This is a genomic window from Acinetobacter sp. YH12068_T, assembly GCF_024606005.1.
GTDB classification, from domain to species: Bacteria; Pseudomonadota; Gammaproteobacteria; order Pseudomonadales; family Moraxellaceae; genus Acinetobacter; species Acinetobacter amyesii.
In genome coordinates, this window is sequence record NZ_CP094555.1 from 1,260,282 (window position 1) to 1,284,134 (window position 23,853).

Annotated in this window: 21 protein-coding genes; 14 read left to right on the forward strand and 7 right to left on the reverse strand. The window is 39.7% G+C overall.

Annotated elements, in window-relative coordinates; translation table 11 throughout:
- From MST18_RS06165 to MST18_RS06175, 3 genes are all read left to right on the forward strand, one after another.
- The gene (locus MST18_RS06165) at positions 1-1,167 is read left to right on the forward strand and encodes a GNAT family N-acetyltransferase (protein WP_180133116.1); all 1,167 of its coding nucleotides are present in this window, start codon (positions 1-3) and stop codon (positions 1,165-1,167) included.
- Positions 1,168-1,295: 128 nt separating this feature from the next.
- Entirely contained in the window at positions 1,296-2,597 is a 1,302-nt protein-coding gene (locus tag MST18_RS06170) for a DUF945 family protein (protein WP_180133117.1), read from the forward strand.
- A gap of 189 nt (positions 2,598-2,786) precedes the next feature.
- On the forward strand, positions 2,787-3,254 hold the full coding sequence (locus MST18_RS06175) for a hypothetical protein (RefSeq protein ID WP_180133118.1): 468 nt from the start codon (positions 2,787-2,789) through the stop codon (positions 3,252-3,254).
- Between the two features lie 41 nt (positions 3,255-3,295).
- Here MST18_RS06175 and rlmKL read toward each other — a convergent pair whose 3' ends face one another.
- Positions 3,296-5,500: a bifunctional 23S rRNA (guanine(2069)-N(7))-methyltransferase RlmK/23S rRNA (guanine(2445)-N(2))-methyltransferase RlmL gene (rlmKL, locus tag MST18_RS06180; RefSeq protein WP_180133119.1), complete on the reverse strand. Its 2,205-nt coding sequence runs from the start codon at positions 5,498-5,500 to the stop codon at positions 3,296-3,298.
- A 221-nt stretch (positions 5,501-5,721) separates the two neighbouring features.
- Here rlmKL and MST18_RS06185 point away from each other — a divergent pair, with 221 nt between their 5' ends.
- The 5 genes from MST18_RS06185 to MST18_RS06205 all read left to right on the forward strand — a co-directional run bounded on the left by MST18_RS06185 (position 5,722) and on the right by MST18_RS06205 (position 11,557).
- Positions 5,722-6,078: a hypothetical protein gene (locus MST18_RS06185; RefSeq protein ID WP_180133120.1), complete on the forward strand. Its 357-nt coding sequence runs from the start codon at positions 5,722-5,724 to the stop codon at positions 6,076-6,078.
- Positions 6,079-6,446: 368 nt separating this feature from the next.
- Positions 6,447-7,463 carry an aspartate carbamoyltransferase catalytic subunit gene (locus MST18_RS06190; RefSeq protein ID WP_180133121.1) on the forward strand — a complete coding sequence of 339 codons (1,017 nt, stop codon included), beginning with the start codon at positions 6,447-6,449 and terminating at the stop codon, positions 7,461-7,463.
- Between the two features lie 9 nt (positions 7,464-7,472).
- A complete protein-coding gene (locus MST18_RS06195; protein WP_078191810.1) occupies positions 7,473-8,708 on the forward strand; it encodes a dihydroorotase in 1,236 nt (411 codons plus the stop codon).
- Between the two features lie 223 nt (positions 8,709-8,931).
- Positions 8,932-10,407 (forward strand): OmpA family protein, encoded by a 1,476-nt coding sequence (locus MST18_RS06200; protein WP_180133122.1) that lies wholly within the window; start codon positions 8,932-8,934, stop codon positions 10,405-10,407.
- A 121-nt stretch (positions 10,408-10,528) separates the two neighbouring features.
- Complete coding sequence (locus MST18_RS06205) at positions 10,529-11,557, forward strand: DUF1311 domain-containing protein (RefSeq protein ID WP_180133123.1); 1,029 nt, start codon at positions 10,529-10,531, stop codon at positions 11,555-11,557.
- Positions 11,558-11,606: 49 nt separating this feature from the next.
- Here the strand turns inward: MST18_RS06205 and MST18_RS06210 are convergent, their stop codons facing one another.
- Together MST18_RS06210 and MST18_RS06215 are read right to left on the reverse strand one after the other, a co-directional pair.
- Positions 11,607-12,053: a universal stress protein gene (locus tag MST18_RS06210; protein WP_078188616.1), complete on the reverse strand. Its 447-nt coding sequence runs from the start codon at positions 12,051-12,053 to the stop codon at positions 11,607-11,609.
- Between the two features lie 140 nt (positions 12,054-12,193).
- The gene (locus MST18_RS06215; RefSeq protein WP_078191806.1) at positions 12,194-12,637 is read right to left on the reverse strand and encodes a universal stress protein; all 444 of its coding nucleotides are present in this window, start codon (positions 12,635-12,637) and stop codon (positions 12,194-12,196) included.
- 310 nt (positions 12,638-12,947) lie between these two features.
- On the opposite strand from MST18_RS06215, the gene MST18_RS06220 reads away from it, so the two are divergent.
- The 3 genes from MST18_RS06220 (at position 12,948) to MST18_RS06230 (ending at position 14,943) form a co-directional block, all read left to right on the forward strand.
- Positions 12,948-13,955 carry an alpha/beta hydrolase gene (locus MST18_RS06220; protein ID WP_180133124.1) on the forward strand — a complete coding sequence of 336 codons (1,008 nt, stop codon included), beginning with the start codon at positions 12,948-12,950 and terminating at the stop codon, positions 13,953-13,955.
- A gap of 81 nt (positions 13,956-14,036) precedes the next feature.
- Positions 14,037-14,381, forward strand: coding sequence for an SMR family transporter (locus MST18_RS06225; RefSeq protein ID WP_078188613.1), 345 nt, complete (start codon positions 14,037-14,039; stop codon positions 14,379-14,381).
- A gap of 1 nt (position 14,382) precedes the next feature.
- Positions 14,383-14,943 carry a TetR/AcrR family transcriptional regulator gene (locus MST18_RS06230; protein WP_180114067.1) on the forward strand — a complete coding sequence of 187 codons (561 nt, stop codon included), beginning with the start codon at positions 14,383-14,385 and terminating at the stop codon, positions 14,941-14,943.
- A 304-nt stretch (positions 14,944-15,247) separates the two neighbouring features.
- Here MST18_RS06230 and MST18_RS06235 read toward each other — a convergent pair whose 3' ends face one another.
- The 4 genes from MST18_RS06235 to MST18_RS06250 form a co-directional block, all read right to left on the reverse strand.
- Complete coding sequence (locus MST18_RS06235) at positions 15,248-16,417, reverse strand: benzoate/H(+) symporter BenE family transporter (RefSeq protein WP_180133125.1); 1,170 nt, start codon at positions 16,415-16,417, stop codon at positions 15,248-15,250.
- A 254-nt stretch (positions 16,418-16,671) separates the two neighbouring features.
- Positions 16,672-17,322, reverse strand: a complete 651-nt coding sequence (gene leuE / locus MST18_RS06240; protein ID WP_180026435.1) for a leucine efflux protein LeuE — start codon at positions 17,320-17,322, stop codon at positions 16,672-16,674.
- A gap of 73 nt (positions 17,323-17,395) precedes the next feature.
- Entirely contained in the window at positions 17,396-18,385 is a 990-nt protein-coding gene (gene tal, locus MST18_RS06245; RefSeq protein ID WP_180026434.1) for a transaldolase, read from the reverse strand.
- Positions 18,386-18,474: 89 nt separating this feature from the next.
- Positions 18,475-19,365, reverse strand: a complete 891-nt coding sequence (locus MST18_RS06250) for a LysR family transcriptional regulator (protein WP_180093549.1) — start codon at positions 19,363-19,365, stop codon at positions 18,475-18,477.
- Between the two features lie 115 nt (positions 19,366-19,480).
- Between MST18_RS06250 and aceI the strand changes: the two genes are divergently transcribed.
- From aceI to MST18_RS06265, 3 genes are all read left to right on the forward strand, one after another.
- Entirely contained in the window at positions 19,481-19,906 is a 426-nt protein-coding gene (gene aceI, locus MST18_RS06255; RefSeq protein WP_168377760.1) for a chlorhexidine efflux PACE transporter AceI, read from the forward strand.
- A 204-nt stretch (positions 19,907-20,110) separates the two neighbouring features.
- Complete coding sequence (locus MST18_RS06260; RefSeq protein WP_180133126.1) at positions 20,111-21,211, forward strand: OmpW family protein; 1,101 nt, start codon at positions 20,111-20,113, stop codon at positions 21,209-21,211.
- A gap of 396 nt (positions 21,212-21,607) precedes the next feature.
- Entirely contained in the window at positions 21,608-23,842 is a 2,235-nt protein-coding gene (locus MST18_RS06265; RefSeq protein WP_257227513.1) for a hypothetical protein, read from the forward strand.
- Positions 23,843-23,853: the final 11 nt, after the last annotated feature.

Below are 23,853 nucleotides of genomic sequence, written 5' to 3' on the forward strand. Positions count from 1 at the left end.
ATGGATATCGATGTGTTAGATGCACCGTTCGATGAAACGGCGCTATATCATTCAAAGAATGAGACTAAGTTTGCGGTTCGAAATGCGACTGTCGAAGATGATGAGCAACTAATGAAAATTAGTGCTGAGAGTGTGCCAAGTAATGGCATTACCTTATCTTATGAGCGTCACCCGAGTTATTTAGCTGCTAGCTATGCACAGTATAATCGACCAGATTTAAAAGTGGTTGTCCCTGTGGACGATCCATCTATCGTGATTGCGATGATGAATTTGGGGTGGCGTTATTGTTATATCAATGGTCAGCCTGACCTAATACGTTATGTTGCCGATTTAAGAATGAATCCGGCGTATCGTGGTGCCAAAGTCATGCGATTATTAATGGACTATGTCCATGATGAAATCCCCCAAGATACGATTTTTGAAAGTGTAGTTTTAAACGCCAATATTGTCGCAGCTAGTATTTTACATCATGAAAGATCAGGTTTTCCGTTGCCATTTTTTTATGATGAAATTCGAACCTTTACTGTTTCACAGGCAATGAGACCAAAAACTTTCAATCAATATCAATTTAAAATGCTGACTGCTGAACGTGTAGATGAAGCGAATGATTTCATTTTAAAAATGAAAGACCATTATAATTTTTTACTTAGCTATGATTTTAATGCGTTGGTTGATGGTCAAAATCCATTTTGGGCAGGCTTAAATCTGGACGATTTTTATTTGATTTATGATCAGCATAATCTGTTGGTTGGACTCTACGGATTATGGAATCAAAAGAGTTTCAAACAAACTCGTGTGATCGACTATTCACGTCCATTAAAGTTGATGAAGCCTTTTTATAATGCCTATGCGAGTGTGCGTGGTGTATTATCACTGCCAAAAATTCAGGGAACTTTCGATTATTTAATGCTGCATAGTCCACTATGTCATCCTGAACATCTAGAAGTATTTGCAAGTTTGATTTTTCATGCCAAGCAACAGACCAAGCGACGTGGCAAAGAAACCTATTGCATCACTTTGGCAGAGAAGGACCCGCGTATAGGATGGATGAAAAATACCACCTCTCACGTGTTAAAAGCCAAGCACTATTTTCATAGTTTTAAAGGCAATCCATATGCCGCATTTGATCGTAAACGTATAAGTTATTTTGAAGCTGGGCGTATATAGTTGAAGTGATAGCCATCAAAAAATCAATTAAAACTGTCAAATCAATCATTTAATATCATTTTAATTGTGTACTTATGTAACTGAGTTCTTCAGTATACTGCGCAAAGAATAATCAGAATGAGAAAGACATGTCAAAATTGATGTGGGGAATTGGCAGTTTAGCGGTGCTTTCAGCAGCTGTGGTGGGAGGGAATTTATATGCAGATAAATCTCTTGCCCAATTTTATACACAGAATAATTGGTCAGCAGCTGTACAAGATGTTGATGTGAAGTACAGCAATTATCAAATGGGCTTGATGGGCGGAACGGTCGATTGGGTATTAACGCTGAAAACAGACCCGTGTAAACCCAAAGAAGTGATCGTATTGAAGGGTACCGATCAGATTCAACGTGGGTTGAAAGGTCATAACATCAACTCGAACTTTAAGATTGTTCAACAACAAAGTACGTCCGAATATGCCAAGCTTTTTGGTACGGACTTAACGGCAAAAACTTTGGTCAATTGGATTGGTCAAAGTAAAACAGATCTACAGATTCCTGCATTTAAAACGACTGCACAAGGTGCAACGGTACAAGCTGATGCCAGCCAATTGCAAATTCGGATCAGTAGTCTACCGGGGCAAGCCACTAAGGTATCTGAGCTTTCAATCCATTTACCTGTGGTTCGGTTGAGTGAAGGTCCAATGCAAACCATGGTGCAAAATTTTTCGATGAAGACCAATCAAGGTTTAAATCAGAAAAATCTTGAAAATGGTTTTGTTGAAATCCAAGCGGCTTCTATCAAACGTTTAGATCAAAAGTTCTCAGGCGGCATGCGTGGTATGCAATTGCGTTGGGAGACCGAACTAAATAAACATGATGTGGACTTTGAAGGCTACTTAAAAGCTGATGAGATGGATTTCCCAGGTTCACCGGTCACTAAAGATTTCGCACTGAATTTGGCATTGCATAAAGTTAATCTAGATAAAGTTCGTGCATTTAGTGAACTTTTGCATCAGGTGGAAAATTCATGTGATGCAGTGGGTGAATCAAGTGAAGAAATGACTCAAGCTTTCTTAGCTATCGCAAGCCAAGGTTTTGATTTTGAATCTAAAGATAACTCGATCAGTATTGGTGGAGGTAAAGCCTCTGCAAATGTCGTGGGGAAAGTCATGCCGGGTCACCATGCCTCAATGGAGTCTTTTATTAAAATGGTGCCGAGCTTGCTGGATTTTCAAGCAGACTTAAGTTTTGATAAAAATATAATGACTGCAATCATGAATAACTTTTTACAATTACAGGGCAAAAGTTTGTCAGGACAGGAAGCCGAAGCCATGTTTGCTGGTTTTGAAACATCAGGGCAAGGCAAGCGCGATGGCAATAACATGGTCATGAGTATGCAATATAAGTTCGGTCAAAAGCTTTTTGGTCAAGCTATACAAAAGAAATAAGCAACCAGTAGTGAGTAGTTAAGTTTAAAAAATATAAAACCGTCATAGATTGGCGGTTTTGTATTTTTGGCTACAGAATTATGATTTTCAGTTTATCGGAACACAGCGGCCTAGCCATTGTTGAACAGTTGAAAAGTTGCTAGCGTCAATGGGCAACTAGCCAATCAAAACAACAATAGGAAAGACACCATGTCACACGATTATTTTTTTAGACGGAAACTTGTTCATTCATCCATGCCTAAATGTTCTTGGGTAAAACAAAGTCTTGTTAGTAGCATTTTTTTAATTGCTGTTCAGTCTATAGCTTTTGCGGGTACTTCAATTTCCGATCAACGTTTGTCGAATGAAATGCAAGGTAAAAAACAGTTTAGTGAAGAAACCTTAGATATTATTGAGAGTGAAGCAGCTAAACCCAAAGAAGAGCAGCAGAAAAATTCAAATCATAAATCTAATCGTAATAATAAGATCATTCAAGAAACCCAGCTTGAAGGCTCAACCATGAGTGATTATTTGCTTCAAAAGAAAAGGGCAGCGGATCAGGTCGGGTTAATACAATCTCCAGAAGTGGCACCGATTAACCGTATTGTGCTGCAAGAGCGACATGAAAATATTCGAGTAACGTATCCAGATGGAGTTGTGGTTGAAATGAAGCACTGACGTGCTTCATTTCATAGATCAGGAATTTCTAAAGTTAAACTTTAGATTTGTGGATGGGTGATTTTCCATGCACGGTGAATTTTGCTGTTACGTTTAAAGTCTAGACCAATGGTTTCATTGCTGATTTCTTCAACGTCAAACATTGCCATGATCACATCGTCCATCTCAAAACCACGGTAGTTGTTTGAGAAGTAAAGCGTACCGTCAGTGGTTAAACGGTTCATGGCACGTTTCAGTAAAGACATATGGTCGCGCTGGACATCAAAAGTACCATAGAACTTTTTAGAGTTTGAGAAGGTTGGTGGGTCAATAAAGATCAGGTCATATTGCTCGTGACCTTCTTTTAACCATTCAAAACAATCGCTAGAGAAGAACTGATGTTGTTCATCTGCATGATCTACAGTCAAACCATTCAGTACAAAGTTCTCTTTAGACCAGTTTAGGTAGGTATTTGACAAATCGACACTGGTCGTACTTGCTGCGCCGCCAAGCGCTGCATGTAAGCTTGCTGTAGAGGTATAGCTGTATAAGTTCAGGAAGTGTTTACCTTTGGCTTCTTTGGCAATCCGTAGACGCATTTGACGATGGTCAAGGAACAGGCCTGTATCGAGGTAGTCTGTTAAGTTCACCAAAATCTTTGCTTTGCCTTCTTGAACGATAAAACGTTTAGACGCGGTACTTTGTTTGGTGTATTGATTTTTACCTTCTTGGCGGGCACGTGTTTTAATAAAAATCGCATCACGACCTAAGCCTGTCACTGCACGAATCGCTTGAAGTGCTAAGTTAAAGCGTTTTTTGGCTTTTTCAGGGTCAATTTTTTTCGGTGGTGCATATTCTTGTACGTGTAAACGATCACCATACAAATCTACCGCGACATTAAAGTCAGGCAAATCGGCATCATATAAACGTAGGCAGAAAATATTTTCTTTAACTGCCCATTTTTTAAGATTCTGCATGTTTTTTTGCAGACGGTTAGTAAAGTCTTCTGCACCTTCAATTTTTTCAAATTGTTGCGGTTCCCAATGCTCGAGGAAAGGCTTTTGAACTGCCGCAGGTTTGACAGTACCAAAACGGACGTAAATCGGCAGCTTACCATTCATCAAACGTAAAATTTGCGGATCATTAAAGGCAAGGACATCGGCCTGTTCAACTTGTGCTGCAATAATCGCAGCAGGCTGATTTGGGAAGTTCTTTTGTAATAATGCCGATAGACCTAAATACAGTGCGCGGTTAGAGGCTTTATCACCTAAACGCTCGCCGTACGGAGGGTTAGTGACAACAAAGCTTTTCTTACCTGTTGCTTGGAAATCTGGCCAGTCTGCAAGTGTACGTTCTTCAATTTTAATTTGATCAAGTACAGATTCGAAACCTGCAGCGATAATATTTTGTTTGGTTGCTTTTACCGCTTCCCAGTCTGCATCAAATGCATAGAATTGTGGGAGAGGGTTTTCAAGTGCAGCTTTATGACGTTCAGCAGCTTCGCCTTTGATCGACATCCAAAGTTCATGGTCATGACCATTCCAACCATTAAAACCAAAACGACGAACAAGGCCTGGCGCGCGGTCAGTTAAAATCATTAAAGATTCAATGATAAATGTCCCTGAACCACACATTGGGTCCAAGATAATATCGGGTTGATGCTGTTTAAGTTTTGCTTTCTGTAAGATGGCAGCTGCTAGATTCTCTTTAATCGGCGCATCTGTCATGTAGCGACGGTAGCCGCGTTTATGCAAAGAGTCACCTGATAAATCTAAGCAATAAGTATGTTCAGTTTTGCCAGCTAATACATACAACGTAATTTCAGGTTGCTTAATGTCAATGCTAGGACGTTTGCCCACAGCTTCCATAAAGGAATCGACCACACCATCTTTGACACGTAAAGTTGCGAACTGAGAATTGACTTTAATGTCACGTTCGATGTGTAAACGAACGGCAAATGTACTTTGTGGTGCAAAAATAAGTGACCAATCAAAGTTTATTGCACCTTCGTAGAGCTCTTCAGCCACATCACGTGCATCATGCGTGAACTCTAATTCATGTGTATGAATCGGGGTGAGTACACGAGAAGCCAAACGTGACCACATGCAAATACGGTATGCATCTTCAAGTGTGCCTTTGAATACAAGACGACCCGGGAACTGTTCAATATTTTGAACACCTAAACCTTCAATTTCCTCGCGGAGTAAGGTTTCCAGTCCATCTGCACAGGTAACCCAATATGTAGAAAGACGCGGTTTCGAATTCATGTAAATTTCCAAAGGCAAAAAAGCAATCGCATATTTTAACGTATTTTCGGGGATTTGGGCGGACGATATTGCGCTGAAACGGGAGAAATATCGGTAGATTTGAATGACTTTACCAAATTTATTCTGTGTACATTGTGAGAAATATCACTTAATGGTACAAAAATTGCTATAACCCTGATCAAAATTCGATCTTTATAATATTGATATCATTAGGGGTATTTATGACAGGGCTGGCAATCAATAGTCAATCAAACGCATTTTCAATCGCAACCTTAATCTATGCGCGTTTACGTCGTGTGTCAGGTCGGGTTATTGACGCATTATATGTAGTTGAAAATGTCGAATATGCACGCTTTGTTTCTAACTTGGCTTTGGAAACGGCTGATCCTGAATTATCTCGTTTAGTTGCACGTTTATATAGTGAGTTGGATTTGCATGAAGTTGCAGTTTCAGCACCAGAAGAACCAATAGTTAGCTCAGTTCAATCTGAAACAGCAGAAATTTTAATGAGCGAACCGACTGCGGAAGATATCTATAAAGCACAGGTTGCACATCGTTATATCGGCGCATTGCGTTAATTCAATCCTGCTGTGAGCAGTAGGTATATTTTTCTTGCTGCGCACAGCCTGATGTATAAACCAACTTCCTTATTTCAAGAGTTGTTGAACTGCGCAGAAGGCGGCTGTTTACAGCTGAACTTTATTTTTTGAAAGTATCCAATTCAATTAAAAATAAAGGTGGATTGAAGTTCTGTTTGAAGGCTTTTTGAAAGGGTAAAGGTGAAGTTTAATTTAAAACGTTTAATTTATCTAATTGAAATGATAGATAGGAATTTGAAAATTCATTTTGAATAACATCATGCGTTTGCATTGAACGTTGAAAACTTCAACTGCCATTTGCCAAGATTCTCTGTATAATGCGTTAACTTAACGATAAGGAATCTCTCATGCACTTGGCGGCATTGCATACACCGAGCCAGATTCAACTCAACCAAGATGGTAACTTAAAACATTTCCTCACCATCGAAGGCCTTTCTAAAGAAACTCTCACAAAAATATTGGACACGGCACAGTCCTTTTTTAATGACCAAAATCAGCTGATTACCAACAACCTTTTAGAAGGTCGTACGGTAATGAACCTGTTTTTTGAAAATTCAACACGTACCCGTACCACTTTTGAAGCGGCAGCAAAACGTCTGTCTGCAAACGTATTGAACATTGATATTGCACGTTCAAGTACATCAAAAGGCGAGACACTGCGTGATACCTTGTGGAATTTAGAAGCGATGGCGACCGACATTTTTGTGGTTCGTCATTCATCGTCAGGCGCGCCGCACTTTATTGCCAAAGATGTTTGTCCGCATGTGGCAATCATCAATGCAGGCGATGGCCGTCATGCGCATCCTACGCAAGCCATGTTGGATATGTTGACGATTCGCCGTGAAACCAAAAAGAATTTTGAAGACATTTCCATTGCCATCATTGGCGATATTAAGCATTCGCGTGTTGCCCGTTCAGATGTCGCTGCATTACAAACATTGGGCTGTAAAGATATTCGTGTCATTGCGCCTAATACTTTGCTGCCTTACGGTTTTGATGATTATGGCGCAGGCATTCGTCTGTTCAACAACATGGAAGCTGGCATTCAAGACTGCGACGTGATTATTACTTTGCGTATTCAAAATGAACGTATTGATTCTCCTGCGCTGTCATCTCAAGCTGAATTCTACAAAATGTACGGTTTGAATAAAGAGCGCTTGGCTTTGGCAAAACCTGACTGCATTGTGATGCATCCGGGACCGATGAACCGCGGTGTTGAAATTGACTCGAGTATTGCCGATGGTGCTCAGTCGGTGATTTTACATCAGGTGACCAATGGTATTGCGGTACGTATGGCGGTACTGGCTTTGGCAATGCAAGGTCAGTTGCAAGAAAAAGGTTTAATTGAAGCGATTGCGGTTTAAGGGATAGTCATGAGTATTGTTAAAGTTGAAAATGTACGTGTCTTAGATCCAATCAATCAAACTGACAGCGTACAGACAGTTTATATTGAAAATGGCCGATTGGTTGCCGAAAGCAATGCCGCTGAAACCATTGATGGTCAAGGCAAATGGCTGATGCCAAGTATGGTTGACCTTTGCGCGCGTTTGCGTGAGCCGGGTCAGCAGCAGCACGGCACTTTAAAGTCAGAAGGGAAGGCTGCGCGTGCGAATGGTATTCTGCATGTGTTTACGCCGCCAGACTCTAAACCGATTGTGCAAGACAATGGCGCATTGATTCATGGTCTGGTGGAAAAAGCCATGCTAGATGGCGGCATTTACCTGCAGGTGATTGGCGCGCAGACTCAAGGCTTGTTAGGCAAGCAGCCTGCGAATATGGCAGGTTTGAAAAAAGGCGGCTGTACAGCAGTATCAAATGCCAATGCGCCATTTATGGACGATGATGTGGTGATTCGTACCTTAGAATATGCTGCGGGTCTGAACATGACCGTTGTGTTCTATGCCGAAGAACCGCAGATTGCCAAAGATGGCTGTGTGCATGAAGGCTTTGTCGCATCTCGTCAAGGTTTACCGATGATCCCTGCATTAGCAGAAACCGTAGCCATTGCAAAATATTTACTGATGATTGAAGCCACTAAAGTGCGTGCGCATTTTGGTCTGTTGTCATCAGGTGCATCTGTTGAATTGATTAAACATGCCAAAGCGAAAGGCTTGCCGGTGACTTGCGATGTAGCCATGCACCAATTGCATTTAACTGATCAGTTGATCGACGGCTTTAATTCACTTGCGCATGTGCGTCCGCCGCTGCGTTCTGAGCAAGATAGAGACTTGCTCAGACAAGCGGTAAAAGACGGTGTGATTGACGCGATCTGTACGCATCATGAGCCATTAAGCAGCTCTGCGAAAATGGCGCCATTTGCTGAAACACAGCCCGGTTTTACCGCATTTGATACTTATGTGCCTTTTGGTATTCAACTGATTCAAGAAGGCCTATTAAGCCCACTGGAATGGGTTGAAAAAGTCACACTCGCACCTGCTAAAGTAGCCAATATGCAACAACGTTGGGAAGATGAAGCGGGTTGGGTGCTTGTTGATCCTGAACTTGAGTGGACCATTAATAAAGACACGATTGTGTCAAATGGTAAGAACACACCATTAATTCAGCACACCGTTAAAGGTAAAGTGCTTCAAGCTTTTTATGCTGTTTAAGCTAGAGCCCAGCATTAAAATCAGTTGAGTCCTAATATTTTAATCAGACATCAAAAAAGTCAGCTTCGGCTGGCTTTTTTTATGAGGATTGAAATTAATAGATTGAAAATAAAAAAGAAATTAACGCGCTGACAAGTCTGAACAAATTATTACATTTGATCAAAAAATAAACATATAAACTAAAGTACACATGAAAATAATGACAACTGCATGGAGTACAAATATGAATATAGATTTATTAGCGCTGATTAAGCAGCACGTCTCCTCGATTGTGCTGGACGGTGATACACAACACTTAAATGAAAAAAATTCAGCCATTAGCCAGTTTATTCCATTCCTGTTAAATATTTTTCGATCCAAACCTGAATTTATTGATGCCTTTCAAAAACAGTTAAACCCTCGTATTAGTGATATATTTTCAGCAAATCCCACATTAAAAGATCAATTTTTGCAACATCTCGGTGGCGGTACGGCCACAACGTCAGAAATAGAGCAAACCTTAAACCACTCTATAGCTCCAACTTTAGGGGCACTTGAAAATGAAGCGGGTTCATCTGATCCCGTCGCAATCACGCATTTACTTGATAATCATGCAGATAGCATTTTGGCGGCACTACCACAATGGGCAGTGCCTTTACTCGCAGGTTTAGGGGTAAACACTGCAGCTGGCCGTACGTTACACCAAGCGCCTGTTGTTGAACCAACACCTGTTATCGTTGAAGAAAAACGCTCGAATTGGTTATTGCCAATTATTGCGCTGCTTATATTATTGGGTCTAATCGCATTTTGGTTTAAGTCTTGTACTAATAAAGAAGAACCAACCACCTCTGCAACAACGGTTGCACAGCCTGCTGCATCTCAGCCAGCACATTTGCAATTTAGCACCGGTACAGATGGGCAGTTAACCAACTGTCAAATTCAAACTGGTGATTCAAATTATCTTGAAATTTTGCAGCAACAAGTCAAACAGATCTTTAACTTTAATACGGGCTGTGGTGCTTCATCTGATGCCAGTTACCATACGCAATTTATTGATCAAGATACCATTCCAACGGTTCTGCAAAAACTCAAAGGTGTCCCAAATACCACTTTAACCTGGACTGAAAATCAGTTATCGATTTTGTCGCAAAATCCTGCGGATGCTCAAAGCCTTGCCAATCAAATTAAGCCTTTAGTAAAAAATATGACGGTATTGGTTCAAGAAGGTGTGAGTGAACAAACAGCAGTAGATAACAGTATTACTGATGCACAAAAAGCATTAGCGAGTATTAACCCTGAACAAGTTCGTGCGCTAGATGTTGCGACTGCGCTGAACTTACAAATTATTAATTTTGCGACAGGTTCATCTGATATTCCTGACGTGAATAAATCGATTTTGGATCAGGCGGCAGCGTTAATGCAGCGCGCTACACAGGTACATCTGACTGTACAAGGTCATACTGATGCTGTGGGTAATGCAGAAGCGAATAAAACTTTATCGCAAGAGCGTGCGCAATCTGTGGTGGATTATTTGGTGTCGAAAGGCGTTGATCCCGCACAGCTTCAAGCGGTGGGCTATGGTCAAGAAAAACCCGTAGCGGATAACAGCACCAAAGAAGGTCAATTCAAAAACCGTCGTATTGAGTTTGAGGTTTTAAATACCGAGAATGGCAAAGTACGAGATGTTACCAATGAAGGCGTCACTGAAAAGGCCAATTAAAACCGTACTAAATGAGATGATATATAAAAAATTCCTGCACATGCGGGGATTTTTCTCGTCAAAGCGCTGTAATTTTGAGTAAAATACGCCCGAAGAATAAAATCATAACGGTACTTATACAATGAAAAAAATAGTCATCACGAGCCTCATGTTGTCTGCGGCATTGATATCCGGCTGTGATAATTTTAAAAATAAAAAAGATACAGAAGCCAAAACGGAAGCGCCTGCTTTGGAAGATTGGAGTTGTACTGCACAAGCCAATATTGACCAATTGCAAGATCATTTAAAAAACGAATATCTCAAAGAATTAAACAAAGAAATACGTCAGTCAGATTATGAAGCCGATCAGCAACTCATGGATCTGATTGTAAAAAATCTAAAATTTAACATTCAAAATGTCACGACCTTAACTGAAGACCCGAATAAAGCCAAAACATTGGAATGTAGCAGTCAATTGTTGGTGGTTTTCCCGAAAGGATTACAAAAGCGTGCTGAAAACGCCTTTGCTGAACGACCATGTGATGAAGGCTGTGAAGAACGTGGTCATTATACTTTGAATGATTCACTCGAAGATGGTGAGTCAGGCTTAAGCATGGACAATGATCAGCTTAAAGGGAACTTTAGCTATAGCATCACTAAAACCGACAAAGATGGTTTAAGTTTAAGTGTCCCAAGTCAAAATGACGTAATTGATAGCGTTGTAACAGTGACACGTCATGCGGTGCTATATGCGGCATATAGTGCTCAAAATAAGCGAAACGAAGAATCCTATCAGCAAGGGATGGAGAGTCAATCTCAACAAATGAGCCTTGCACAAAAGGCAATGGATATTCGTAAGAAAGAGCTAGATCAGGATAATGCCAAAGTGGTGGATCGTCTCAATCAGACTTGGGATCGTTTTAGTGATGAACAAAAGGCGCAGTTACAGCAAGATCAAGCGGATTGGTTTGAAAAGCGTGATATCGACTGTAAAGTGCTTGCACAAAAAAGTGTTTATTCATTAAATGAAAGTGAAAAAGAGACTTATCAAAAGCATTCGCAATACTGGGATGATGCGATGAATACGCAAAATCAAGAGTTGCAATATACCAAATGTTTTAATCAGAAAACTACAGAACGAATTGTGTATTTAAATAACGTGTTTAATTGATCTAAAAGAAGAAAAGCCCTCAATGAAGGGCTTTTTTTTGAATCTTAGTTTATTGCTTGATGATCAAAACAGGAATTGGGCACTGCGTTAAAATATTTTGTGCTACGCTGCCTAGCATGGCTTTTTTCAAACCTGTGCGTCCATGTGAACCCATGATGATTAAATCCGCAGAGATTTCATCAGCCACTTGTAAAATCCCTTCAGTTGGCGATACACCATGAATCAAACGAGTTTTAACTTCGATACCATCACGTACAAAGGTTTGTTTGATATCTTCTAAACGCAGCTGAGCACTTTTTTCAGCTTGCATAAAATATTCAGTGATTGCAGGTGCAACAGCATAGAAATCGACACCAACGAATGGATCAACAGCAACAACACTGACAATGGTCACTTGTGCATTTTGACTTTTAGCCAAGCTGAGGGCATGTTCAACAGCAGAATATGAAATTGGAGATTCATCCACAGGGACTAAAATTTGTTGATATTGACTCATATCTGCTTCCTTAATATTTTAAATGTTATCAATCTAATCTTGCTCTATTCACGATATTGTATGAATTAGACAAAAGGGTAAGCCTATGGGTGAAGGGTGTGCTGAATAGAAAAAGCCCACATGATGTGGGCTTGGTCATCTTAAGCTTTTACAACCAACACAGGTAATTCAGTATTACTGAGTACATCTTGTGCGAAGCTGCCGAGTAGCATTTTCTTAAAGCCTTTACGACCATGTGAACCCATCACAATCAAATCGGCTTTGACTTCATTGGCTGCTTCTACCACACCTTCAGCAGAAACTTGGCCTTTAATGATTTTACTTTGTGCTTCTACACCCACTTCAGTTGTAATTTGCACAGCTTCTTTCAATGCGGATTCTGCATTTGCATAAGCTTGTACGAAATATTCTTTCATGATTGATGAAGAATAATAGAAGTCTGCATCGGTAAATGGGTCTTCAGCAACAAGGCTGATTAAAGTGAGTTGGCTGTTAAACGCCTTGGCAATAATTGCAGCTTTTTTAACTGCAGAAAACGAGATTTCTGAACCATCGACAGGTACTAAAATGTTTTGATATGACATGGAACAATCTCCTGTAATTTTGCTTTTAAACCCTATAGATTATTGATAACACATTGTCGTGCATGGTTCAATTTATTAATCTAAAAAATATTGTAAATTCATAAAATTACATAAATTAATGTCGATAAATCGTCAAATAAATCTGAGCAAAAAACTCGGACTTTGCTCAAAAATATTAAAATAAAATCGACCAATTTTCTCGGATTTTGAGCTTAAAAGATCAATTTGAACTTTATGAAAATAAGCCTAAACTATATACAGTTTTAAATCTAAGATTTATAACAAAATTGATGCGATTGGATAGTTTGATATGTCATATAAAGCAGGGTTGGTTGTACTTAGCATGTGTTCAGTGTTGCATTTGTCTGGTTGTCAAAACACGCAAAGCAGTACCAAAGTGATTGCAGGTGCTTTTAATTTATCGACACAAGTTCAAAAGACCTCCATCAACCTACATGCTCCTGACAATGTTATTGTGCAGTCAAATATTCAATATCTACAAAATCCAAATTTAAACTTGGATATCTATCAACCTGAAACAAGTATGGCGATTGCACCAAGACCAACGATTGTTTGGATCCACGGTGGCGGTTGGGTCTCAGGTTCAAAAGAGCATGCAGGTGGATATTTTAAACGGCTCGCAGCCCAAGGTTATAATGTGGTTTCTGTTCAATATCAGTTTGCACCTGAAGCCATTTATCCCACACAGCTCAACCAAATAGATGCAGCACTGACGTTTTTGAATCTACATGCGGCACAATATGGCATTGATTCTCAAAATATGTATTTGGCAGGGGATTCTGCCGGTGCAAATATGGCCAGTCATTATGCCGCCTTGGTTACGAATCCAGATTTTGCGCAAGCGTCAAAGATTCAGCCTGTATTAAAGCCTTCACAGCTTAAAGGGCTGATTTTACATTGTGGTATTTATGATTTAAACAGCTTTGTAAATACTGCACCCAACGAGATTGGACTGATCGAGTGGGGCGTCTATAACTTGGTTCAGGCCTATACCGGAGACAAAAAAGATGATGCCGAGTTTTTAACGCGTATTTCAACGGCCTCAAATATTAATGCAAATTATCCACCAGTATTTATCAGCGGTGGTAATAAAGATTTTTTAACCAAAACTCAATCTGAGCCTTTTGTAGAAAAATTGAAGGCAAATAATGTACCTGTGACAGCGGTATTTTATCCAGATTCGAAAGAATTTTTGGTACATGAATATCAATTTATGATGAGTAAAAAGGCCAGTCAGCAGACCTTTGATCGTACTTTAGAATTTTTGCAACAACACACACAGACCGTCAAAAATTAAAAACAGACTTAAAAGGCTTGCAGAATAATCTTTAACTTAATAACATACCTACCAGTTGGTATGTTTGTTTTGGAATGATTAATGAATTCGGTAACATTGGCCTATGGCTTACTGTCATTGGCGATTATCTCAGAAGTAATTGGTTCGACATTTTTGGTGAAGTCAGAAGGCTTTACCAAACTTGCGCCTTCATTGGCTGTCGCAGTTTTATTCTGTTTGGCATTTTATTTATTGTCTCAGGTGATTAAAGTCATACCACTTGGTATTGCTTATGCCATTTGGGCAGGCGTTGGTATTGTTTTAACCGCACTAATTGGCTACTTTATCTTTCGTCAAAGTTTAGACCTCCCAGCCATGTTAGGGATAGGCCTGATTGTTTCAGGTGTGGTCGTGATCAACCTGTTTTCAACTTCAGCTGGACATTAATATGGATAATCCGCATCAGCGCAAGAAAGAGCCTCAACTGATACGCCAAAGTATTTTGCAGCACGCAATCCTTCTTGCTGCAGATAAAGGTGTCAACGGGGTGTCGATTCAAGCCGTTGCGGATTTAGTTGGGGTCACAAAAGGCGGTGTATTTCATCATTTTTCAAACAAACAAAAGCTCTTAGAGTCCATGATCGTCATGCTTTTGGCTCAATTAGACGAAGTCGTAGATCGATTAATTGACGAAGACCCTGAGCCATACGGTCGCTTTACCCGAGCCTATATTGAAATTACTTTAGAAAAACAAATCATGGGTTTGCAACAGTCTTGGTCCGCGATTTCGATGACCATGCTGACCGATAAAACATTTAATGAATATTGGATCGAATGGATGAACTCACGTCTAGAGCGTCATCATCAGACCGATTCGGATATAGAACTGAAAATTGTTCGTTATGCAGCCGATGGTATTTGGCTCACCGCTTTTACAGAAGTGGAAGATGAGAGCGAAACCCAATTATTAAAACAAGAACTGATCGCCCGAACGTATCGAGCGAAATAGATTAAATAACTGATTTTACATACGTAAAAGTAATTACGCATTTTTAAAATGATTTTTAAGTCTATTCGACAGAGTCTTACATCTAGGGATTGAATAAAGGGATTAGCCTTCGGCTGGAGGTACTCTTGAAATGTTGTTTCTCATTCGGCAAAATGAGAAGCGTGCTACGTAAGGAAACCATCTTGCGGAGCATTGCTCCTCACCGCAAAAACATTTTTGATTAGAAATAGTCCTATCTCAAACACATGCGGATGACGTTACCGCGTATCATTCTTTATTTGAAGCAAATTATTTAACTGAGGGCTTAATTTCTTTTATATTTGAAAATAGCATGCACGACTAAACCAAAGACCAAACCCCAAAATGCAGAGCCAATACCAAAAAACTGTACGCCCGATGCACTAAACAAGAAGGTGAGTAGAGCGGCGTCACGTTCACTCGCTTCTTGGAAAGCAATGACGATGTTGTGTCCAATGGTGCCTAGTAGGGCAATGCCTGCTAAAGCGGTAATAAACACCAATGGGAAAGCGGTTAAGAAACTCACCAAAGTGGCTGCAAACAGGCCCATCAAAATATAAAAGAAGCCACAGGTCATACCTGCGATATAGCGCTTTTTCTCATCGGGGTGGGCTTGGTCATCTAGACTGATGGCAGCACTAATCGCAGCAATATTGACACTAAAACATCCAAATGGCGCGAGTAGCGTTTGGGCTGTACCAGTCCAACCAATCAGTTGATTGACGTGGGGTTGATAACCATAACTTTTAATCATGGCTAAACCCGGTAAATACTGAGAGGCCATATTGATTACAAAGAGGGGCAGCGCCAAACCCAGTATTGCTGAGATCGAAAATTCAGGTGTGACCCAAACCGGCTGTGCGAGTTCTAAATTAAGCGCCGGTAATTGAAAGCCAAGTAATAATGGGCAAAGCATGATGCCAATGATCACCGTAATGACAATGCTATAACGTGGTAACAGTCGTTTACTGATGACATAAGCCGCGAGTAAACCCAGAACGAATGCCCATTCATTTTGTAAACTGACAAATAGCTCAATACCAAATTTAAGGAGTACACCCGCCAACATTGCACTAGTTAGACATTGCGGGATATAGCGCAGTATTTTTTCAAAAATGCCTAAAAATCCAAGTATTGCTGTCAATAAGCCACAGACCAAGAAAGCACCTAGGGCGGCATTCATGCTGTAACCATTTGCAGTCGCTAAAATCAGTGCCAGTCCTGCAGTGGACCATGAAGTCGCAACGGGATATTTAAATTTCCAAGACAGAATCAGCCCGCTTAAGCCGATACCCAAACCTAGGGCCCAAAACCAAGAAGTTATTTCTGCAGTGTTGGCACCGAGCATTTGTGCAGATTGGATCACTAAAACAGCCGAGACACTGATCCCGACTAAGAACGTAATAAAACCTGCAAAAGCAGCTGGAATGGAAAAGTCTTGGAGTAGTTTTTGCATAATGATCGAGCTATGATTATTGTTGGCGCAGATTTAAGATGACATTTTTCAGGATGATACGCTCAAGTCCTGTACAGTAAAAGTGCTTAACAAGATGTTAGGGAAATACTTTATTTATTCAAGAACGACACTTTAATAAAAGGCACTTTAATAGTACGAACCGAAAACATAGATTGTGGATGTTTCATCCATTCAAAAGTTTAAAGGCATATAGATTTTTAAGTAAAAAAACAGAAATACTTTGCCCATGTCGGTTACATGGTAGATGTCGCAAGCTTTAGACCAAATCCACAAAATAGAAGACCAACTGCTGCTACACAGCATGCCGTAAATTTATAGCGATGGCTAAAATAGGTGGCCAGTTTTGCACCCGAAAAGATCAAAATCGTTAAATAGCTCATACTGATAATTTGCAATACGATCGCGAGTACGGTGAATGTAATCGCAGGATATGGATATGCAGGATCGACGAATTGTACAAAGAACGATAAGTAAAAAAGAATGGCTTTAGGGTTTAAAATACTGATGGTTAATGCAGTCTTAAACGGTTTCAGTTCGCTCAAACTCAGTTGTTTGGTGTCGAGTTGTTCTGGCGTTTGAACGGCATTCCAAGTTTGGTAGGCAGCCTTGAAAAGTTTGATACCTAAATAACTTAAATACAGCGCACCCACAATTTTTAATAATAAGAATAACCAAGGGAAGGCATGAAGTAAGGATGCAGCGCCGAGAGCAGTGAGTAAGATTAAGATCAAATCGCCAGTATAAACGCCAAAAGCACCTAAATAGCCGACCTTAATGCCATAGCGAGAAGCAACAGACATGACATAAAGTGAATTTGGCCCGGGTAAAATCACAATTAATATCGTACCAATAATAAAGGTCGTTAAGTCTGTGATTCCAAACACTGAAGACACTCAAATAAAAAACCGAAGCTGTAGTATACAACTTCGGTTCTAGATGAAACTGAAAATTTCTAATTTATGCTTTTATTTCAGCATCTAAGCCAAAAGTTTGACGCAGTAAGCTACTTAATTGCTCACGGGCTTTAATAAAACCATCAATACCGCCTTGTAATAGTTGGAAAGACATTAAGTCTTTTTCAACTTCAGCTTTGAAAGTTTGCTTGTCGAGCACTTGTACATCGTGTTGACAGTGTGCATGCGCATGATGATTAGACAATTGCACTTCCACGGTACGCAGATCTTTTTCCAGTTCTGCCAATAAATTTGGTGAAACTGTCAATAAATCACATCCTGCTAAGCCGAGCACTTGATCAATACTACGGAAGCTAGCACCCATAATTTCAGTTTTGATGTCATGTTGTTTGTAGTAGTGGTAAATCTGCTTCACTGATAACACGCCCGGATCTTTCTCAATCGGGTAGCTATCCACATTTTCAGCTTTTTTGTACCAATCTAAAATACGACCAACAAATGGCGAAATCAGCGTGACTTGAGCATCTGCACAGGCTTGAGCTTGATGCAAACCAAACAACAGAGTCAGATTACAGTGAATGCCTTCAGCTTCAAGGGCTTTAGCAGCTTGAATGCCTTCCCACGTTGAGGCAATTTTAATTAAGATACGATTTTGATCGATACCATACTGTGCATATAAAGCCAGTAACTCTTTAGCTTTTGCAATGGTGGCATCAGTATCATAAGACAAGGCTGCATCGACTTCTGTAGATACACGTCCTTCGATCAATTTTAAGATTTCTACACCAAATTTGACCGTAAGAATATCGATGGTTCGCTCAACCAGCTCATCGTTTTGATAACCTTCTTTACGCGCTTGTTCAAAAGCACTTTCAATCAGTTCTTTATTTTCAGGTTGATTTGCCGCTGCTGTAATTAAAGATGGATTTGTGGTCGCATCCAATGGACGGAATGTATTAATCGCAGCTAAATCACTGCTGTCAGCAACAATCGTTGTTAGGCTTTTTAATTGGTTTAACGCATTTTGAGTCATTTGAAATCTAGTTCTTAATGTTCTTGGTGTACATACTTTTATAACACAATCTGTTTAGAACCCAACCAAAAAACGCCCAATTAGGCAGTCTAAATCGTAGTTTTTCGTGAATTTCGGATGTGATTAATCAAAAAATGAGCAGCCGAGCCCAGTGGTTTTTCACGGTTCCAGACTAAGTCGACGAAATATTCAAATTTGGGTGTGAAATCTTGAAAGCTTAAGATTTTGAGTTGATCTTTGAGCGTCGGATTTTCATTAAACATCTCTAATGGAAGCACACCCCAACCCAGACCTTGAATAATCATAGAACAGGCTGAGTGGTGGTTATCTGTACGCCAACTGTGTTTGGAAAATAACAATTCTGGTTTGATGCTTTTATCACGACTTGCAACCACGATTTGCCGACTTTGCAAAATTTGCTCAAAACTGACTTGCTTAAATTTCGACAGGGCATGTTTTGTCGCCGCAACTGGAACCAGTGCTTCACGCTTTAATTCAACAAATTGTTCATAACTCTCAAGCTGTTCACGTTCAAACATTAGAGCAAGCTGTGCTTGACCTTGTAATAGCATCTTTTGGGCATCTTCTTGAGGCGCAGAAAAAATATTGATTTGCAAAGATGGAAAATGAGTTTCTAGCAAAGAGATATAGTTGGTCCACTGCGTATGTAGTAGCTCTGATACCACCACGATATTCAGTGAAGACTCTAAACCATGACTCAGTGCAATTGCATGCTGTTTCCATTGATTGATTTCTATCAATAATTGTTCAGTTTTTTCATACAGGTTAAGCGCTTGAGCGGTGGGCACAGGCTCACGACCAACGCGCTCAAACAGTTTAAGGTTGAGATCAATTTCGAAATTCGCAATGGACATGCTGACTGCTGATGGCACTTTGCCGAGTTGTCTGGCGGCTGCGGAAAATGATCCTGTTTCCATGACTGTTTTAAAAATCATCAGTTGTTCTTGATTAATATTCATGTGCATATAAAAAATAAAGGAATACAACCTTTCAGTAATATTGAAAGAACCTAACTCGATTAATCAATAATATAAAAATAAAATGTGATTTTTACAAATGATAGAGTGTTTCAAAATGACGATTTCCAAGAGAAGGATTATTCATGCGCTAAGCTATGAGATCATCCTATTGGTGATCATTGCTATTGCTTTAAGTTTTATTTTTAAAGTTCCGATGGAGGTGACAGGTACGCTCGGTATTGCAATGGCGGTCACTTCTGTGATTTGGAACATGATTTTTAATCATTATTTTGAAAAATTTGAAGCAAAAAGAAAGTTAAAAAGAACCTTTGGTGTACGTGTTTTACATGCAATTGGATTTGAGGGCGGTTTAATGCTTGCAACCATCCCAATGGTGGCTTATGCCATGCATATGACCTTATGGCAGGCGATTTTGCTCGATTTTAGTATGACCATGTGTATTTTAGTCTATACATTTATTTTCCAATGGTGCTATGACCAGATTGAGGCGCACTTGGGTTACCAACCACAATATCGTTAAATTTCAATAAGAAAATTACATTGGCCTGTATTGATAAGTACAGGCCTTTTTTGCTTTAAAATAGGGCAGAAGTTAACAAATAACAATATATAAAAACATAATATAACTATAAAAAATTATACTAATTACATAACTTTTAAATATAAAAACAAAGAATGTTTTTATAAGTTGATTAAAAAAATATGCAAGACAAGGAGTTAGCATATGAAATTGATAAAAATTGTCACACCTGCTGTTTTGCTTGGGCTTACACAATTTACATTTGCAGATGGTAACTTTAAACGTTTTTCTGTATCTGCGGGTTGGATGCATGTGATGCCGCAAGGGAAAGCAAATCCATTTGATATTAATACTGCGGTAGCAAATGGCACACAGGCTAAAGTAGGCACAATTAGTGCTGAAGGTTTTCTAAAAGCGATTGATCCGAATGCAATTTATAATGAAGGGAGTAATTCCGCGAATCTTAAGGACACTTTAACCGACCTTGTGAATGGCCCTTTGGGAGGATTAATTAAAGATAAGGATGGCAACATCAAGTCAGAGATTGCAGGAATCGCAACGATCAATGGACTAAATCAATGGTCAGCTGAAGGTACGGGGCTTGAAGCAGAAGATGTCGATACTTTAGGTTTAACATTTAACTACCATATTAATGATAATGTTTCTTTGCAAGTAATTGGCGGTATCCCACCTAAGGTGGACATTAAAGGTAAGGGTATGATTACCGCGCCATTATCTGGTCTAGCAGAGCCAGGCGGTCTAGGTGGTTTGTTATTCCCTGATGGTTTACCACTAGATTACGCAGTACCCATTACGGATCTATCATCTTATGGTAAAGCGGCGAGTGCAAGAGCTTGGACGCCGGTATTTCAGGCACAGTACCAATTTGGTCAGTCGGGTGTAAATAAGTTTAGACCTTATGTGGGTGCAGGGATCATGTATGCTTATTTTAATGATATTGAACTAAATAAAGGAATTGAATCTGACTTAATTGCTGCAGGACATATGATTCAAAACATTAAAGATAATAATGCGGGTGCAGCACTCGATGGTAAAGAATCATCAGGAAAAATGGTGGTCGATGTCGATGCGGATGATGCGATTGCACCAATTGTCACACTTGGATTTACTTATGACTTCAACCCAAGTTGGTTTACGGTTGCTTCGGTGTCTTATGCAAAGTTAAATAATAAAACCAAGATTGATGTGATTAACCAAACGACGGGTGAACAATTAATTCATGCAACGACCAAGATCGATATTGATCCTATCATTACTTACTTAGGCGTAGGGTATCGTTTCTAAAAAATGATTGAATCGTAAAAACCCGCTCTTAAGAGCAGTTTTTTTTCTTTAAGTATTTATTATTTAATCATCCTTGTTCGTCCATGACCATCAGCAATACAGATCAAGATGTGTATACGGCCAGAACCTTTTATAAGTTCTGCTTTGGACTGAGGTACAGCAACCTATGTCGGAAAGGTTAAAAAATATCTTTTAGTCTTTGTTTTTCAGTGGGTGTATTACTTCCATTGAGGAATTATTTCTATTTAAGTTTAATTATCGGAAAAACAAATAAACTTTTGCCTATAAAAAATGTATTACATGACCATCTCTGCGTTGTTAATGTGAAAAATATACTAATAACATCACTCAATATTGATGCTGATCCCAGTTTAATGATTAGGTAAATATTGTTTTTTGAATTATAAGATATTGATTATTCGTATTTTATTTTTTAGCGGTGTTTGGGTGAAATCACGTGCATTAGCAGTAGTGGTTGCACTCATAATGACGGGGTGTGGTGGAGGTGGTGGTGAGTCTGGACAATCAACTGCTCTAACAGAATCTACACAAAATCAAGGTCAAATTAATTTAGCTAACGGCATCCGTTTAGCTGACGTGGCTTCAGAGTTAAATGCTTCAACATTTTCTTTAGCATCATGGAGTCCAACAGCCATTCAGCGCGGCGGCGACATTTTATATATTGCAAACAATCAGCCGACAGTAGAAATTCTGCGTTATGATTTAAAAAATAAGACAGTTCTCAGTTCAATTTCCGCAGCAAGTGCTTTTGGCAATACAGGAAAATTATGGGCGGATATTAGCGATATATACATCGCAGGCAATCGTCTTTATGTATCGTCATCAGGCAGCCATCGCGCAGATATTTTTGATATTTCAGGAACTCCACCTGCCTATTTGGGGTCTTTAGGTACTGGGTCTACAAACGGGGGGCAGCCGTTTTATGCGATGACTAATCCAAGTGCAGTCATCGCAAATGATCAATATGTTTTTGTCGCGGATAACTTAAACCGTATCAATGTCTGGTCTCAGGAAACGGTGAATGGCAAATCCAGTGCTGCTTTAAGAAAGTTTAGCCGCCTTGTATTGCCAAGCTGTGGCTCTGGTTGTGTACCGCGTTTAGAAATTATTGGTGATCAGCTATATGCTACAACAACGAATGGTCACACCTATGTCTATAACTTTAAAAATATTCATGAAACCTTAGATACAGAATCATTTGTTCAGCCAGATAAAACGCAAAACTCAGTCGCAACCGTGGTACATAGTGCAACGGACAACTTGCTCTATGCTGCGCAGCCGAGTGGAAAAATTGTCAGCTATTCAAAAAATAATCTAGCAAGCTTGACGACTGCGTTGCCAAGTAGCGTAGTAGATAATGTACAGCAGTACCGTTTGGCGGGACAGAATGGTCAAAATTTACCTAAATCTTTAGATTTAACGGTATATGGCGATGTTATTTATACACTGTCAAATCAAAAAATTATTGCATTGCCGTTGCGTAAAATTAAGCAAGTAATTTCAGATACACCAGTCGTATCAACTAACTTGCTCGAGTCGAAAGCGACTGAACAAACCCGTATGCTGCAAGATGGAGAAAGCTGGGCAACATTAACCAATACCACGTTGCGTAATATCCCTGTCAATAAAATATTATCGGCTTCCTTTACCGGCAGCAGTATTAGTTTGCAAAGCTACAGTGCAGCAGAAGTGAATAATTTAAAAATTGTTGGCAAGCTGCGTCAAAGTGAGCAATGGGTTGAAATTGCGACGCTAGATCGTTTGACACCGTATTCTACAAGCAAGCTCAATTTGACCATCGATAAAAATGTCGAATTTAATTTGGTTAATAAAATTGGTTCGGCACGTATTGAAGGTCTAAGCAATTTTAGTGAAGTGCCTATTGAACTCTTTGAAGAAGTTAAAATCACCTCAGATTCAGATACGCACGTTCAGAAGTTAAATACGATTAAAGCGCAGTGGAAACTGACTTTTGGTACGTACAATCCTGAAAGCGATTCGAAGTGGTGCCGTATTACACCATTGTATGCGCGTGAATGGGTCATTATGATGACTAACTTTGCCTATATGATCAGTACGCCTGAGTTTGAGACACTGTGGTTTAATCATAAGGCTGCAATTGGGCATGACTTCTTTGGTAATGCAGGGCGTGTAGAAGGGGGCAATGGTTTCTTCAAAGCTGAAGATTATAAAAATATTTATAATAGTATTTTAAACCGTGGGCAGATTAGCCTCGGTGTTACCAACATGGGTGGTAGGCTTGGCGGTGGTCAGGTACTTGGTGTAGATGGATGGATTTACTACGGTCATTATAGACAATCTGGCTATCGAATTGTTGCACATGAATTCGGGCATCATTGGGGCGGTCATAATAGCGCTTGGGCAATGGAAGGCTGGGGCTTTGAAGCAATGATGGATAATTTAAATTTCTATTTCCAGCGTCAGCCAGGTTCTTTACCTTATATGGATCCGAATTTAAACAGCTTCCATACACGTCCAGATTCAGAGTTATGCCAAGGGATTAGCCAAAACATTTTAAATGGTGTGGCTTCAAAAACACCTTGGAATAAAGTGGATGAATACTTTAAAAATAATCCATTACCGAAATAATGTTTAGCATT